Raw genomic sequence first — 16,456 nt, forward strand, 5'->3', positions numbered from 1 at the left:
TGACAGTAAATTTAGAATATGAAAATAGCTGTTAAAAATATGGTTTGCCAACGTTGCGTTTTGGCGGTTACCCAAATCCTGGATCAAATGGAGCTTCCGTACCAACAGGTTACGATGGGGGAAGTGATACTTTCGGATTCTGTTTCGGAAGAAAAAAGGCAACAGTTTTCGGATGCTTTGGAGGCGATTGGTTTCGAGATTATCGATGACAAACGCAAGCAGCTTATTGAAAAAGTAAAAACGACGATTATCAACTTTATTCACCACGATCAGGAAAAAACAAAACTGACGGTGTCGGAGTTTCTATCGGATAAAGTACAATACGATTATAATTACCTGAGTAGTCTTTTTTCGGAAATGGAAGGGATTACGATCGAAAAATATCTGATCAATCAAAAGATCGAAAAAGTAAAGGAACTGATTGTTTACGATGAATTGTCGCTAAAACAAATTGCTGATCAGTTAGGTTACAGTAGTGTGGCCTATCTGAGTAATCAGTTTAAAAAAGTAACAGGATTAACACCATCACACTTTAAGAACATTCGCTCAGAGAAACGAATTCCGTTAGACAAAGTGTAAATCTTACAACTCCATTATAAAATTCTACAATAGTTTTCTGCTCATTCCGGTCTAACTTTGTTCTAACAAAAACAAATAACGATATGGAAGCCATCACTAAAAATTTTCCGGTAACCGGGATGACCTGTGCTTCATGTGCGGTAAGCGTGGAGAGTATGTTGAAACATCAGAAAGGTGTTATCGATGCCGCTGTTAATTATGCGAATGCCTCTGCCAAAATAGAATACGATTCGAATGTTGCTTCACTCGAGGATTTTAAAAAAGCAATGCAAGCCATTGGTTACGATATGATCATTGAAGAAGATGGCAATGTAAACGAGCTAGTCGAAACCCAACAAAAAAATCATTACGAAGAACTAAAAAAGAAAACGATAGGAGCGTCGCTATTAACCCTTCCGGTTTTTATCATCGGGATGTTTTTTATGGATATGCCCTATGGAAATGAAATCATGTGGTTTTTTGCCACGCCGGTTTTGTTCTGGTACGGAAAAGATTTCTTTATAAATGCATGGAGACAGTTAAAACACCGTTCGGCCAATATGGATACCTTGGTCGCATTAAGTACCGGTATCGCCTATGTTTTTAGTGTTTTTAATACCCTTTTTGCCGATTTCTGGCATCAAAGAGGACTACATGCGCATGTTTATTTTGAAGCGGCTACTGTCGTGATCGCGTTTATTCTTTTGGGTAAATTACTGGAAGAAAAGGCTAAAGGAAATACCGCTTCGGCAATTAAAAAACTGATGGGTTTACAACCCAAAACAGTAACCGTGGTAAAAGACAATGGGGAGTTTGTGGAAGCGCCAATCGAATCGATTGTATTGGACGATCTGATTCTGGTAAAACCCGGAGAAAAAATCGCTGTAGATGGAGAAGTGGTTTCCGGTAGTTCGTTTGTTGACGAAAGTATGATTTCCGGTGAGCCGGTTCCGGTTGAAAAGGGAATCGGAACGACTGTTTTTGCCGGAACACTCAACCAAAAAGGAAGTTTACAGTTTCGGGCACGGAAAGTAGGCGGAGATACCTTACTGGCACATATCATTAAAATGGTACAGAATGCACAGGGTAGTAAAGCACCGGTTCAAAAACTGGTCGATAAAATTGCCGGGATATTTGTACCGATTGTGGTCGGAATTTCGATCCTTACCTTAATCGTATGGTTGATTTTCGGAGGTGAAAACGGATTTACCCAAGGCTTAATGGCGATGGTAACGGTATTGGTAATTGCCTGTCCGTGTGCGTTGGGATTGGCTACACCAACGGCTATTATGGTTGGTGTTGGAAAAGGAGCCGAACAGGGAATTCTGATAAAAGATGCCGAAAGTCTGGAATTGGCTCAAAAAGTGGATACCATCATTTTGGATAAAACCGGGACGATTACCGAAGGAAAACCAAAAGTGACGGCTACAAAATGGTTACACGATAAGGCAGCTAAAGCTGCGGTCTTAAAAACGATTGAAAAACAATCCGAACATCCATTAGCGCAGGCGGTGGTCGAGGAATATGCTTTATTGGATACTATTGGTCTGGATCATTTTGAGAGCATTACCGGATTTGGCGTAAAAGCAACAGCCGGTGGCGAAACCTATTTTGTTGGAAATCAAAAATTGATGGAAAATGAAAAGATTCGCATTTCAGAAGAATTACAGCGATTTGCAGACGAATATTACCAAAATGCAGCTACCGTTTTGTTTTTTGGTTCGACTCAGGAAGTACTGGCTGTTATAGCGGTTCAGGATGCGATAAAACCAACATCGTTAAAGGCTATCGAAGATTTACAACGGGACGGTATTGAGGTTATTATGCTAACCGGGGATAATCAGGCAACGGCAGAAGCGGTGTCAAAACAATTAAATATTAAACGCTACAAAGCCGGAGTATTACCACAGGATAAATCGGATTTTGTTAAGCAATTGCAACACGAAGGTCGCGTGGTGGCTATGGTTGGTGACGGAATTAACGACAGTGCGGCACTGGCACAGGCCAATGTAAGTATTGCGATGGGTAAAGGATCGGATATTGCGATGGATGTGGCACATATGACAATCATTTCGTCCGATCTGAAAAAAATTCCGGTGGCGATTCACTTGTCAAAGCAAACCGTAAAAACAATCAAACAAAACCTGTTTTGGGCGTTTATCTATAACGTTATCGGAATTCCGATTGCCGCCGGCGTATTGTTCCCGATTAACGGATTTTTACTAAACCCGATGATTGCCGGAGCAGCCATGGCAATGAGTTCCGTGAGTGTGGTGAGTAACAGTTTACTTTTAAAATTTAAAAAATAAATACAATGAAAACGATGAAATTTAAAACCAATATTAAATGTGCCGGATGTATCGAAAAAGTAACTCCGGTTTTAAATCCGCTTGTCGGTTCGGATAACTGGAAAGTAGATACCGAAAACCCGCAAAAGATACTAACAATTAACAGCGATACAGTTTCGGAAGCTACTTTAACGGAACAATTAAAAAATGTAGGTTATATCATCGAAAAAGTAACCGAATAAAAAAACAGCTGTCGGATTCTTATGATCTGACAGCTGTTCCGGATTAATCTTTAATTTGTACACCTGATCTGTTTTTAAAATGGGTCGGGTGTTTTTATTTGGGATTTATTCACCGTTTTTATCCACTACGATACGGTTAGGGCGATTGGCCAGTTCCCATGCGGTAGCAAAAGCCAGTTTGGCTCTTTTTTCCAGTAAGTCGTACTCAATTTTGTCCGGAGTATCACCCGGTTGGTGGTAATCTTCATGAACACCATTAAAGAAAAAGATCGCCGGTACACCGTGTTTGGCAAAGTTATAATGGTCGGAACGGTAATAGATTTGCTCCGGATCGTTGCGGTCGTTGTATTTGTAATCCAACAACAGGTTTACATATTTTTTATTCGCTTCCTCATTGATGTTATGCAAATCCGTACTCAAACGGTCGGAACCGATCACATATACATAATTGCCATTGTCTTTATGTGCCGGATCGCGTCGTCCGATCATATCGATATTGATATCGGCAATCGTATTTTTTAACGGAAATAACGGATGTTCGGAATAGTAACGGGATCCGTGTAATCCGTGTTCTTCTCCGGTAACATGAAGGAAAAGGATCGAACGTTTTGGACCGTGGCCGGCTTTTTTGGCATCCATAAAGGCCTGAGCGATTTCCAGTAAGGCTACCGTTCCGGAACCATCGTCATCGGCGCCATTGTAAATTTCTCCGTTTTTCATTCCTACGTGATCATAATGTGCGGAAATCACCAACACTTCATCCGGCTTTTCAGAACCTTCAATATAGGCCCAGATATTTTCCGAGTCTCCTAATTTAGGACTAAAGGGACGTGCCATAAATTCGGACGGAACTTTCTGGTAAAAACCATCGGCTCCTTTTGGATAGGAAATCCCCATTTTTTTATATTCGGCAATCAGGTATTCACCGGCTTTTTTCTGTCCCGGTGTGCCGGTATCTCGTCCTTGCATCTCGTCGGAAGCTACAATATAAAGGTGTTTTTTTAACTCGTCTTTATTAATTGTATTCATATACCTGGATACATAATCCTTGGAAGCGCTGGTTTTTTGAGTAGAACAGCTGCTTAAAAACAGGGAAAGTGCGAAGCCGCAAAGCAATATTTTTTTCATTGGTTCTGGAGTTGTAGGTTGTATGCTTATTTATAGGTAGCCTAAAATACTATTTTGTTTCAATTGAAAAGTAAATTTTATTTATTATTTATTTTTAGCGGTAAAAAAATAAATACTAATCAAAGCATTCCATTAATAGTAAATCTCCGGATTCGTGTTCGATACACACCAGTCCGTCTTCATGAACATGATTGCTACTTCCGGTTCGATAGCCAATGGTTAGGGTGTCGTTTTGTAACGGATAAAACAGGTTTTTCGAATGGATGCCCTGTACGGTTCCGATCGGAATTAAGGACAGTATCGTATCGGCCGGATACCATTTTTCAAACTTTTTCGGTAACAAAAATACTTTTGAATGATCGTCCAAAATTACAATCTTAAGCAGGTTGCGATAGCGGACGATATTGGTGATGTTGCTAATGGTATGATCGGCTCTTTTTCCGGTGGCCCAAACCACGTTAACAGCCGGTATTTTTCGTTCGATAAGATAGTCAAAGGCCTTTTCCAGATCGGTTTTGTCCTGATCGGGCGTATGAACAATTTCTATTGGGTATTGGGACTGACGGTAAAATTCCGCATCAAAATTCCGGTCAAAATCGCCTAAGAGTACGTCGACTTTGATTCCCAGATCCAGAACGCGTTCGATAGCCGAGTCGAGCACGATAACTAAAGGTGACCATTCCAGTAGCTGTCCGAGCAATTCGTCGTTACAGGGCGCTCCGTTGGCAATAATTAAGGCCGGTTCCTGGTCGTCGCGGACAATATGGTGTGAAGACATTTGTTTGCTTTTGAGTTATTCCAAAAGTAAGCAATGATTTTAAAACAAAAAAGACAACCGGTGAAAGTTGTCTTTTTGATTTTTATTGAACGGTATAAGTGGTTTCGTCGACTTCCGACAGGCTAAAATACCCGAGGGGATAGTTGGCCTGATTGTTTTGGTTGATCACATTACCACGTACGGTAGCCGGTGGTGTTTGGAACGGCCCGCCACCGCCTTGTGCCACATTAATCAGAATGTTCATATAATTGTAATATTGTCTGGAAATCCCCATTAAACGGATGTTTACGTTATCGTTGGCTTTCAGATCTTCGTGCGAATAAATATCGAAAGTCGTATTTCCCTGTACAAAACGGTCGTCGCTGGCACGGAAAACAGCCAGAGTATTATTGCGAATATAACGGAATAAATAGTAATTGTCTTCGTCTCCGGGATCGTTATAATAGGTTTTTAACTCAATCTGATCACCGGTAAAACCACCATCGTTTTTCTGTTCGATATTTAGAATACTGGCTACGCTTTTTAAGGTTTCGGTCGCTTTATAGGTTACCCCATTGCTAACGATGGTTAGGGTGTAGGTTTCTCCTAAAACCGGTTGGAAATTGGTACAGATATATTCACCAGGTACGGCTTCCAAAAAGTTAAAGTCAACGTTACTACTGTTGGTTACGACCACTGTGGCACCGCTTACTTTCGGAATTTCCGTACCGAAATAATCGGCGGTGGTGGTTAAATAGATTACCTGATTATTGCCCGTTGTGCCTTTAATCCAGTTAAGAGCGGCATCCACAACCAGGCGGGGCGGAGCAGTGTCCAGTTTAACGTCAACAACTTCTTCGCAGCTATTCAGCATCAGAATAGTAAACAGGAATGTAAAATATTTTAATATCGTTTTCATAATGATAGAATCTTAATTGAAACTTTAGAATTTGAAGTTATACGTTACAGATGGTACGATCCCGAAAATAGATAGTTTTATCGCTTCGTTTCGGGCTGTATCCTCATTTTGACGGAAACTGATTGATGCTGCATTTTTGCGGCTGTACAGGTTGTAAATACTAAAGACCCATTCGCCCTGCCATCCTTTTTTCTTTTCCGGTTTTGGCGTATAGGTTGCCGATACATCCAGATGGTGGTATAACGGAAGGTTATTGTCGTTTCGCGCGCCATAACTTGGTACCGAAATTCCCTGATAAATATATTGTCCGTTCGGATAGGTTACCGGTTGTCCGGATTGTAGTGCAAAGATGGCTCCAAATGTCCATTTTTCGGTATGGGTATACGATCCTGTGATCGAAAGGTTATGGGTTTTGTCGTATCCGGTACGGTACCAGTCACCATTGTTGATTCCGGTTTCATTTGGCGTTCTTCCCGGTGTTTGCTGTTCAGAACGGGATAAAGTATACGATACCCACCCGGTTAGTTTTCCGGTGTTTTTACGCAATAATACTTCCAAACCGTAGGCGCGGGCTTTTCCGTTTAGGATGACCTGCTCGATCGCATTATTAGCAATCAGATCGGCTCCGTCAATATAGTCAACGCGGTTTTTGATGTTTTTGTAAAAGGTTTCTACTTCAAGGGAATATTTGTCCTCACTAAAGTTGCGGAAATAGCCAATCGCATACTGATCCAGAGTCTGTGGTTTTAAGAAATTATCACTTGGCGCCCATACGTCTAAAGGCGTAGGAGAAGCTGTGTTGGAGATCAAATGCAAATACTGACTCATCCGATTATAACTTGCTTTTACAGATTGATCATCATTTAAAGCATAGGAAACGGCTACCCGAGGTTCGAAATTATCAAAGCTGGCGATGGTTTTATTACGTCCGAAATATTCGCTGCCGGTTGGCGTCCCTTTTTCATAAATTTTCAGATCATCATTAAAGATAACGGCTTGATTGTTTTCGTAAATATTCATTTTTTGTTGTCCCAAACGGTAGAACATCGAATAGCGTAAACCATAATTAACGGAAAGATTATCCGTGATTTTTTGCTCGGCATCAATATAGAACGAAGGTTCGAAAGCATATTTTTTATCCAATTGATCTGCGTTGATACCCGAATTTGGTTTGTTCGGTTCGATCGTTCCCGGGTTAAAATCATAATAAATGGCGTTTACACCGTAGCTCAATTGTAGCTTATTGGATATATAATGTTTCAGATCGTATTTGAAATTGTAGTTTTTGATACCGGAATCCCAGTTAAATCCTACAAAGTCTAATGTAAGACCATAGTAATAATCACTATAGATCATCGACATATTAGAGAATAGTTTATCCGAAAACAAATGATTCCAACGTAGATTAAAAACCGTATTTCCGTATGTATTTATAAAATTACTGTTCAGATCGAATACGTCACGACCGAAATATCCGGATAAATACAGGTTGTTGTTATCGTTGAGTTTATAGCTCAATTTGGTATTCAGGTCATAAAAATAAGCCGAGTTTTTATTGTCTGTCATTTTTAGGAATAAATGAGCATATGAGGCTCTACCGGCAACCAGGAATGATCCTCTGTCTTTTGTGATAGGGCCTTCGGCTAATAAACGACTGGAAATTAATCCGATACCGCCATTCATATGAAATTCTTTACTGTTTCCTTCTTTTTGGTAAATATCCAGAACCGAAGACAGACGACCACCGAAACGCGCCGGAATTCCGCCTTTATATAGTTTCAGATCTTTAATCGCATCGGAGTTAAAAACCGAAAAGAAACCGAAAAGGTGAGACGAATTGTAAACCGTCGCTTCGTCCAGTAAGATCAGATTCTGATCGGCCGCACCTCCACGTACGTTAAATCCAGAGGCACCTTCGCCGGCATTGGTCACACCGGGAAGTGTCAGAATTGATTTTAAGACGTCGGTTTCTCCTAAAACAACCGGCATTTTTTTGATTTCTTTAATCGAAAGCTTGTTAACACTCATTTCCGGACGGCGGATATCCACTTTTTTCTTGTTTTCGGTAATTACAACCTCTTGCAAATCCTGTGAGTTTTCACCTAATGCGAAGTTTTTACGGGTATTTTGATCTAGGGTAATGTTTTCCTCAATACTCTGATAGCCCATATAGTTCACCTGTACGGTGTAGGTTCCTTTCGGAACAGTAATCGAATAAAATCCATACTCGTTTGTTGTAGCCCCTGTTTGCAGGCTTTTAATGTAAACGGTTACCCCAATCAGGGTTTCGTTGTTCCGGGTATCCGAAATGGTACCGCTTAGTGTCACTTTCTCCTGGGCAAATATGCCGACTGAGCAAAAAAACAGGCAAATAAAAAGTTTAAAGTTCATTTTTTTGATAATTGTCGTTTTTTGATTGATGATTAAAAAATTACTGCAAAGATATCTTCTGCAAGAAAAATTAAGTTAAAATTTATATAAATTATTCGATTTATTATACTAGTGGCGTTTGTATAAAAAATAAGGCTAAGGAGTTGAAAATAGTCCGTTTACTCTATTTTTGTACTCATGAAAATACGCCTTTCCTACGAAAACTTCTGGTTCCGGAATGTTACCTTTTATTTACTCCTTTTGTCCTTATTCCTTTATAATGAATATGCTGACAGAAAGCAGGATAAAACGCCGGAATACATATTCATAGAATTACTACTGATCTTAACAGCCATTTATGGGGCGGTCCTGTTTAGTAACGTAATTCTTGTAAGAAAATTTCTTTTAGAGAAAAAATATTTTACTTTTTTTAAATATTTTGCGCTTTTTTGGGTGTGTTATATCATCGTACAGGTTCAGTTTACTCAGAATTTTGGAGAATATATTTCACTTTTTAATGAGATACTTGGAACGCTTTTTATGCTTTTTGTAGGAACCGGGATCTATTTTATCAATTTATGGGTATTACAAAATGTTTTCCGAACCCATAAAAAGCTCCTGAATTCACAGGCAGAGCTTACTTTTTTAAAACAACAGCTCAATCCGCATTTTCTGCTTAATGCAATGAATAATTTGTATGGAGATGCATTGGCCGAACCGCAAACGGTTGCTGAAAAGATTTTAAAGCTTTCCGGCTTGTTACGATATCAGATTGAAGCTACCAAAAAAGAATATGTCTGTTTGACGGAAGAAATCGATTTTGTGCAAAAATATATAGGTTATCATCAATATAAGAGCCATAATCTCAAGGTAACCGAATATTCTGAAGGCGATTTTGAAGATTTTTTTATACTGCCACTCGTATTTATGACGTTAATTGAGAATGCCATCAAGTTTTCATCCGAATGCGAACAGCCGTATGTGGACATCCACTGGAAGTTTATGGAGGATCATCTTATTTTTACAATTGAGAATAATTGTCTGGCGGAAGGTTCGTTTCTGGAAAGTACCGGACTTGGACTGGAAAATTTGAGACGAAGATTGGTTGTATCGTTTGTAAAACACAAAATTACCATCGACAAAAATGTCATTGGAGTTTTTAAACTGGAATTACAATTATGGAAATTAAATATAAATGCCTGATCGTAGATGATGAAAAACCAGCACACAGGGTTATAAAATCACATATGGAACAGTGTCCGGAGTTGGTATATGGTGGAAGTGCCTATAACGGTAAAGATGCGTTGCAAATGATCGTTAATGAATGTTATGATATGGTGTTTTTGGATATCAATATGCCTATACTTACCGGTGTGGAATTGATGGAGCGTATGCCAAAACGTCCCGTAACGATTGTTACAACGGCTTATTCGGATTATGCTTTAAAATCATTTCAACACGATGTAGTGGATTATCTGTTAAAACCGGTTTCGTTTCCACTTTTTATAAAAGCGATAGAAAAAGCAAAGCTGTTTTGTAATGCAAATAGTCAGAAAACGGAGATTAAGGATACCATACGCCTTAAAGTAAACGGTGAAATAACGGAAATTAAGCTAACTGCGATTATTTGTATCGAAAGTGTGGGCAATTACCTGAAGATTTATATTCAGAATACGATTGTTCCCATTGTAGTATATGGCAGTTTGATCGAGATCATGGACAATCTTGACAGTCGTTTTGTACAGGTACATCGTTCCCATATTGTTAATGGCGAACATCTCTGCGTGAATCATAAACACAATCTGTGTCTTACAGATGACCGGATTGTTCCGGTTGGGAGGAAATACCAGATTCTGGTCGATAAGCTCAATTAATGTAGATTCTGGTGCGACAACTTTCGGGTTGTCTTTTTATTTAGAATAGCTTGATACTGCATGACAGTTGTCCTTTTTTCATGTTACATTTTTTGTAATATAAAGCCGATTCGTTTCAAAAAATCAGGATATAAGCGATATTGTTTTAACCTTGTAAAATCTTGTGATTGTTAGTATTATCGATACATTTGTAACACATTGTATAATTTCGGAACGGTCAGATGAAGTATAACAAAGTACAATCTTATTACTTATTACTGTTTATTTTTACCTGGATAGCATCATCAGATACTGTTATGGCACAAGCTGTATCTAAACAACAGCTTTTATTTAACGAATCAGAAGAAATGGTTTATTCCAAACCGGACGAAGCTTTAAAAGTAGCACAGCATTTACTGAAAAATGCCAATTCCGGAAAAGAAAACGCAAAAATCAATCTCTTGCTGGCCAAAATTTATGAGGCAAAAGGCGATTATAACAACGCGCTGATCTATCTGTATGAAGCGAATAAAGGAGTTGCTGATTTATCAGAAAGAGATGCCGTAGAAGTGTCGGTTACCCAATCCAGAATTTTAAGAGCATTGTATTTTGATAATCAGGATAACGGTTTACGATAATAAAGGTTGTGCTACAGTAACCATTCCTGTAACGGTGATCAATTATCCGAATTACTTTACACCAAATGGAGACGATCACAACGAGTTTTGGAATATTGGTGATTTAGAAAAGGATCCAAACGCAAAAAATTATATATTTGACCGATACGGAAAACTATTGAAACAGATCAAACCATCGCGCTCAAGCGGATGGGACGGAACGATGAACGCTCAACAGCTACCATCAACGGATTACTGGTTCACAGTGACCTATACGGAGAATGGAGAGATTAAAGAGTTTAAAGCGCATTTCTCGTTAAAACGATAAAGCGTAACCAGACAGGTTTCTAAAACCTGTCTGGTTACGAAAAGCATAAAAAAGGCTGTCATTGACAGCCTTTTTTATGTTATATAGCAGTAATCTTTTTTATTCCTTTCTAATTAGGTTACCCAAATCATATAAGGTGTAAAACTTCATGTTGTTCTGTTTTATGTATTTACAGATAAACTCTAGTGTTTCAATTTTTATTTGATAATTATCCGTTAACTCCTTAACCGGTTTATGGCCGCACAAAATAAGTATCTTATTTTTTTCCCGGGCATAATCTAATAGTTCTAAAAGGTAAGGTATGCTAAAATGAACATGGTTATTATCGATATCAAAGGCATACATATATTTTGTATCTCTAAAATAACAGCCTTCTTTTTCCGGAACATCACCACAAAATGCCCTTCCTCTCATAATATTAAATTTTAGAGCCAAAGCCTCATCGAGTTCCTTAGATCTTTCACCGTAGGGATACGCAAATGAGGTTACGTTTAAAGATAACCTTTTCATCGAAGCGAGCATGGGGTCTATCTCTTCTTTTATATAATTGTCGATTCCGTTTGCCGCCACATACTTAACTGCATTAAAATGATGATAACCATGTCCGGCTATTTCGTGTCCGTTTTTCTGCATCTGAAGAAGTTTGCTTAATTGGGGCGCCCCAATAGAATCAATCCTGCAAGTACAAAAAGAGGCTTTCCAGGCGTATTTTTTTAAAGTCTGATCGGCCTCAAACCATTCATCTACATAAGCATCGTCAAAAGATAAAACCACACCTGCTTTATAGGGTTTTGCAGATGAGGCAGATTGAGATAATACTTTTTTATTTTCGCATGCGGATAAAATTATCGTGATGGTAATCAAAAGGAATTTGTAAATAATTGGCTTCATGAATATTATGGTTTACTTTTTAAATACTGTTTTAAAAGATTTAATCCTTTTGTACCATTCTGATAAAATCTCCTTTATCGGTAAAAACCAAATCATAAAACAGGTTTTCTTTAACAACCCCAACTTCATACGTGATCATAGATTTTACATTCAAATCAATATCGGAATCCGATTGTATATCCATATCGGTAACCTTAACCGCTTCGGTAACTTTCTTTAATAAATGTGCTTTTTTTAAGTAATTAGTCGCCTTTTTAGGAAGGTTGCTCAAAGCAATACTGGATTCAAATGCTTTCAGGTTGCCTAGATTATCAAATACAGCAAGATCATTTCCTTGACTGCCTCTGAATTTGGCTTCATACCTTAGCTGATTATTATTATAGCCTCTATATTCCCTTGTCCAGGAAGCCTTAACATCTGGATATCGTTTTTCAAAAGCGGCTTTCACTTCAATAGGCAATACAATTTTATTTTCTGGTTTTTCCTGTCCGAAAGATCTGGTAGTAAAAGAAATAATCAGCAATAAAATAACAACTCTGAAAACTTTATTTGTATTGTTTTTTCTGCAATCTTTTTTTGATAGTGTTTCCATGATACAATTATGGTTTAAATGTGATGGTAATTCTTAAAATTAAGAAATAAATATACTGATCACAAATGAAGAATAAATGAAGATTCCTTTAGGACATAAAGATGTTTTTTAATTCTTCGCTGTCACTTTTGTATTTTGTGTAAAATATAAGCCTGACATATTTTAAAAAAAAGAGGGGTTGTCTCATTTTTGAGACAACCCCTTTATCATGATATATAATCAAGTAAAGATTACACTAATTTCAATAAGATGGCATTCAATGTTTCACTTGGACGCATTGCCTGATCTGTTAATGATTCAGTTGGCTGATAGTAACCACCGATATTTTGTGGTTTACCTTGAGCACCGATTAATTCAGCATCAATTTTAGCTTCGTTTTCGCTTAGTTCTTTTGCAATTGGAGCAAATTTAGCCTGAAGTTCTGAATCTTTAGTTTGGGTAGCCAATGCTTCCGCCCAGTACAGCGCTAAATAGAAATGTGATCCTCTGTTGTCAATCTGACCTACTTTACGGGCAGGAGATTTGTCATTAGCAAGGAATTTTTCAGTAGCCAGATCCAATGTTTCAGCAAGAACCAAAGCTTTATCGCTATTGAAAACATTTCCTAAATGTTCTAATGATACTGCCAAAGCCAGGAATTCTCCTAATGAATCCCAACGTAAATAACCTTCTTCAAGGAATTGTTCTACGTGTTTCGGAGCCGATCCTCCCGCACCGGTTTCAAACAATCCGCCACCGTTCATTAACGGAACGATAGAAAGCATTTTAGCCGATGTACCTAATTCTAAAATAGGGAACAGGTCGGTTAAGTAATCACGTAATACGTTTCCGGTTACAGAAATGGTGTCCAATCCGTTTTTGATTCTTTCTAATGAGAAAAGAGTTGCTTCAACCGGAGAAAGAATTCGGATGTCTAATCCTGTAGTATCGTACTCTTTTAAGTACATAGTTACTTTTTTGATTAATTCTCTATCATGCGCTCTGTTTTCATCCAACCAGAATACAGCAGGTGTATTACTTGCTTTCGCTCTGTTTACAGCCAGTTTAACCCAATCCTGAATTGGAGCATCTTTGGTTTGACACATTCTGAAAATGTCTCCGGTTGCTACGTTTTGTTCCATTAAAACAGTTCCGTTAGCATCCACAACGCGGATTACTCCAGTAGCTGTAGCCTGAAACGTTTTATCATGTGAACCGTATTCTTCGGCTTTTTGTGCCATTAATCCTACGTTTGGAACACTTCCCATTGTTTTTGGATCGAAAGCACCATTCTTTTTGCAGAAATCGATGGTAGCCGTATACAATCCGGAATAACATCTGTCCGGAATAAGTGCTTTAGTGTCTTGTTGTTTGCCTTCAGCATTCCACATTTGTCCGGAAGTACGGATCATAGCCGGCATCGAAGCATCTACGATCACATCGGATGGCACGTGAAGGTTGGTGATTCCCTTATCAGAATTTACCATAGCCAAAGCCGGTCCTTTTTTGTAGGTGTCTAAAATCGCAGCTTCCACTTCAGCTTGTTGCGGATGTCCGGCAATTTTAGCATATACATCGCCTAAACCGTTACGGGTGTCGATGTTTAATTCTTTAAATAAAGCCGCATATTTTTCAAATACGTCTTTAAAGTATACTTCAACGATCGCTCCAAAGATAATAGGATCGGAAACCTTCATCATGGTCGCTTTTAAGTGTACGGATAACAATACGTTTTTCGCTCTTGCATCTTCGATTTCTTTGGAAACGTATTCTTTTAAGGCTTTTAAGCTCAATACCGAACTATCGATGATCTCACCGGCTTTTAAAGGCGTACTGGCTTTTAAAACAGTTGCTGTCCCATCGTTAGCTGTAAATTCAATTTTAACATCTGTCGCTTCTGTTACCGTTACCGATTTTTCACTACCGTAAAAATCACCGTGATCCATGCTCGCTACGTGTGTTTTGGAATCAGCTGACCAGGCACCCATAGAATGAGGGTTTGCTTTTGCGTAATTTTTTACCGCTTTTGGCGCTCTACGATCGGAGTTTCCTTCCCGTAATACCGGGTTTACGGCAGATCCTAATACTTTAGCATATTTAGCTTTAATTTCTTTTTCAGCATCGTTTTTCGGCTCCTCCGGGTAATCCGGTATCGCATAACCGTGTGCCTGTAATTCTTTGATCGCCGCTTTTAATTGCGGAATCGAAGCTGAAATATTTGGTAATTTAATGATGTTTGCTTCCGGTGTTGTAGCCAGTTTTCCTAATTCGGCCAAATCATCCGTAATGCGTTGTCCTTCTTGTAAAAATTCCGGGAAGTTGGCTAAAATTCTTCCGGCAAGAGAGATGTCTCTTGTTTCTATTTCAATTCCGGATGGAGCCGTGAATGCCTGTACAATTGGTAAAAAGGAATGTGTCGCCAACATCGGTGCCTCATCGGTGATGGTGTAGATAATCTTTGATTTTTGTGACATCGTTTGAATTTTTTAAATCGTATCGAAATAATGTTAGTAGTGTCGGGCTTTTAAAAAGCGTAGCAAAGATACGAAAATCAATAGAAAATGCAGTTGTAATAAGCGGGTTAACGGTGGATTTAGGATTTTATTAATTTGAGGTTTAAAAAATGCTAAAATGATAATTTTGAGGGTTGAATTTTAGCGAAAAAAAAAAGTCCCGACCATGTCGGGACTTGTTCTATAAAACATTGAAATAGAATTATCTTCTTCTTTTTTCTTTGATTTTTGCTTTTTTACCAGTAAGTTCTCTGAAGTAGAAGATACGAGCTCTACGAACTTTACCTCTTTGGTTCACTTCAATTTTTTGTAAAGCAGGCATGTTTACAGGGAAGATACGCTCAACTCCTACAGATCCTGACATTTTACGGATAGTGAAAGTTTCAGTTACACCAGCACCTCTTTTTTGGATAACAACTCCTTTGAAGAACTGTGTTCTTGTTTTTTCACCCTCTTTAATTTCGTAATAAACAGTGATAGTATCACCAGCTCCAAATTCAGGGAAATCTTTTTTCGCTACGAATTCGTCTTGAACAAATTTTAATAAATTTGACATGATTGTTAATGTTAATTGTTTTGAATCAGAGCAACATTCACGGGTATCGTCAGAGGTTGGTCCAAATATGGGCGCAAATATAGTGAATTTACATTATTTTGCAAGTGTTTTTGTAGTAAAAAACAATAAAAAATAAAAATTGAATTTTAATACTATCCGTCTGATTATTAGTCTTCCAGCAAATCCGGGCGACGGGTTTTGGTATGTTCGTAGGCTTTTTGTTCCCGCCATTTTTCAATTTCAGGGAAATTTCCGCTCAATAAGATATCCGGAACCTTCCATCCTTTGTATTCCGCCGGACGGGTATAAATAGGTGGCGATAACAAATTATCCTGAAAACTGTCGGTTAGCGCCGAAGTTTCGTTACTCAATACGCCTGGAATTAATCGGATGATACTGTCGGCCAAAACAGCCGCACCAAGTTCACCACCGGATAAAACATAATCGCCAATGGAAATTTCTTTTGTAATAAACTGATCGCGCACGCGTTGATCCACTCCTTTATAATGTCCGCATAAAATGATGATGTTTTTTAATAACGACATCGAATTGGCCATTTTCTGGTTTAATGTTGCACCATCCGGAGTCATATAAATAATCTCGTCGTAGTCGCGTTCGCTTTTTAATTTTGAAATACAGGCATCAATTGGCTCAATACTCATCACCATTCCGGCACCGCCGCCAAACTGATAGTCGTCTACGTTTTTGTGTTTATTGGTGCTATAATCGCGTAGATTGTGAAAATGAACTTCTACCAGACCTTTGCTGATCGCTCTTTTTAAAATAGAAGCTTCAAACGGGCTTTTGATTAACTCGGGTAAAACGGTGATAATATCAATGCGCATATTCAAAAATTTTCGCAAAA

Annotated in this window: 16 protein-coding genes; 7 read left to right on the forward strand and 9 right to left on the reverse strand. The window is 38.5% G+C overall.

Features of this window, described 5'->3' with window-relative positions; genetic code table 11:
* Positions 1-18 precede the first annotated feature (18 nt).
* The 3 genes from E6C50_RS00505 (at position 19) to E6C50_RS00515 (ending at position 3,088) form a co-directional block, all read left to right on the forward strand.
* The gene (locus tag E6C50_RS00505; protein WP_136401251.1) at positions 19-579 is read left to right on the forward strand and encodes a helix-turn-helix domain-containing protein; all 561 of its coding nucleotides are present in this window, start codon (positions 19-21) and stop codon (positions 577-579) included.
* 83 nt (positions 580-662) lie between these two features.
* Positions 663-2,867, forward strand: coding sequence for a heavy metal translocating P-type ATPase (locus E6C50_RS00510; RefSeq protein ID WP_136401252.1), 2,205 nt, complete (start codon positions 663-665; stop codon positions 2,865-2,867).
* A gap of 5 nt (positions 2,868-2,872) precedes the next feature.
* Positions 2,873-3,088 carry a heavy-metal-associated domain-containing protein gene (locus E6C50_RS00515; RefSeq protein WP_136401253.1) on the forward strand — a complete coding sequence of 72 codons (216 nt, stop codon included), beginning with the start codon at positions 2,873-2,875 and terminating at the stop codon, positions 3,086-3,088.
* A 105-nt stretch (positions 3,089-3,193) separates the two neighbouring features.
* Here the strand turns inward: E6C50_RS00515 and E6C50_RS00520 are convergent, their stop codons facing one another.
* The 4 genes from E6C50_RS00520 to E6C50_RS00535 form a co-directional block, all read right to left on the reverse strand.
* A complete protein-coding gene (locus E6C50_RS00520; RefSeq protein ID WP_136401254.1) occupies positions 3,194-4,216 on the reverse strand; it encodes a M28 family metallopeptidase in 1,023 nt (340 codons plus the stop codon).
* Between the two features lie 115 nt (positions 4,217-4,331).
* Positions 4,332-4,994: a thiamine diphosphokinase gene (locus E6C50_RS00525; RefSeq protein ID WP_136401255.1), complete on the reverse strand. Its 663-nt coding sequence runs from the start codon at positions 4,992-4,994 to the stop codon at positions 4,332-4,334.
* An 82-nt stretch (positions 4,995-5,076) separates the two neighbouring features.
* Positions 5,077-5,892 carry a DUF4249 domain-containing protein gene (locus E6C50_RS00530; protein ID WP_136401256.1) on the reverse strand — a complete coding sequence of 272 codons (816 nt, stop codon included), beginning with the start codon at positions 5,890-5,892 and terminating at the stop codon, positions 5,077-5,079.
* A gap of 24 nt (positions 5,893-5,916) precedes the next feature.
* The gene (locus E6C50_RS00535; protein WP_136401257.1) at positions 5,917-8,283 is read right to left on the reverse strand and encodes a TonB-dependent receptor; all 2,367 of its coding nucleotides are present in this window, start codon (positions 8,281-8,283) and stop codon (positions 5,917-5,919) included.
* Positions 8,284-8,460: 177 nt separating this feature from the next.
* Here E6C50_RS00535 and E6C50_RS00540 point away from each other — a divergent pair, with 177 nt between their 5' ends.
* The 4 genes from E6C50_RS00540 (at position 8,461) to E6C50_RS00555 (ending at position 11,060) form a co-directional block, all read left to right on the forward strand.
* The gene (locus tag E6C50_RS00540; protein WP_136401258.1) at positions 8,461-9,465 is read left to right on the forward strand and encodes a sensor histidine kinase; all 1,005 of its coding nucleotides are present in this window, start codon (positions 8,461-8,463) and stop codon (positions 9,463-9,465) included.
* Positions 9,441-10,136 (forward strand): LytR/AlgR family response regulator transcription factor, encoded by a 696-nt coding sequence (locus E6C50_RS00545; RefSeq protein ID WP_136401259.1) that lies wholly within the window; start codon positions 9,441-9,443, stop codon positions 10,134-10,136. Before E6C50_RS00540 ends, E6C50_RS00545 begins: the two co-directional genes overlap by 25 nt.
* Before the next feature lie 296 nt (positions 10,137-10,432).
* Positions 10,433-10,753, forward strand: a complete 321-nt coding sequence (locus E6C50_RS00550) for a hypothetical protein (protein ID WP_136401260.1) — start codon at positions 10,433-10,435, stop codon at positions 10,751-10,753.
* Positions 10,725-11,060 carry a T9SS type B sorting domain-containing protein gene (locus tag E6C50_RS00555; RefSeq protein ID WP_230978924.1) on the forward strand — a complete coding sequence of 112 codons (336 nt, stop codon included), beginning with the start codon at positions 10,725-10,727 and terminating at the stop codon, positions 11,058-11,060. Before E6C50_RS00550 ends, E6C50_RS00555 begins: the two co-directional genes overlap by 29 nt.
* A 99-nt stretch (positions 11,061-11,159) precedes the next feature.
* Here the strand turns inward: E6C50_RS00555 and E6C50_RS00560 are convergent, their stop codons facing one another.
* From E6C50_RS00560 to trmD, 5 genes are all read right to left on the reverse strand, one after another.
* Complete coding sequence (locus E6C50_RS00560; protein ID WP_136401262.1) at positions 11,160-11,951, reverse strand: polysaccharide deacetylase family protein; 792 nt, start codon at positions 11,949-11,951, stop codon at positions 11,160-11,162.
* 40 nt (positions 11,952-11,991) lie between these two features.
* Entirely contained in the window at positions 11,992-12,543 is a 552-nt protein-coding gene (locus E6C50_RS00565) for a hypothetical protein (protein WP_136401263.1), read from the reverse strand.
* Between the two features lie 230 nt (positions 12,544-12,773).
* Positions 12,774-14,996: an NADP-dependent isocitrate dehydrogenase gene (locus E6C50_RS00570; protein ID WP_136401264.1), complete on the reverse strand. Its 2,223-nt coding sequence runs from the start codon at positions 14,994-14,996 to the stop codon at positions 12,774-12,776.
* Positions 14,997-15,237: 241 nt separating this feature from the next.
* On the reverse strand, positions 15,238-15,591 hold the full coding sequence (gene rplS / locus E6C50_RS00575) for a 50S ribosomal protein L19 (RefSeq protein ID WP_136401265.1): 354 nt from the start codon (positions 15,589-15,591) through the stop codon (positions 15,238-15,240).
* A 167-nt stretch (positions 15,592-15,758) separates the two neighbouring features.
* Complete coding sequence (gene trmD / locus E6C50_RS00580) at positions 15,759-16,436, reverse strand: tRNA (guanosine(37)-N1)-methyltransferase TrmD (RefSeq protein ID WP_136401266.1); 678 nt, start codon at positions 16,434-16,436, stop codon at positions 15,759-15,761.
* Between the last annotated feature and the right edge of the window lie 20 nt (positions 16,437-16,456).

The sequence above is a fragment of the Flavobacterium supellecticarium genome, from assembly GCF_004801375.1.
GTDB lineage: Bacteria > Bacteroidota > Bacteroidia > Flavobacteriales > Flavobacteriaceae > Flavobacterium > Flavobacterium supellecticarium.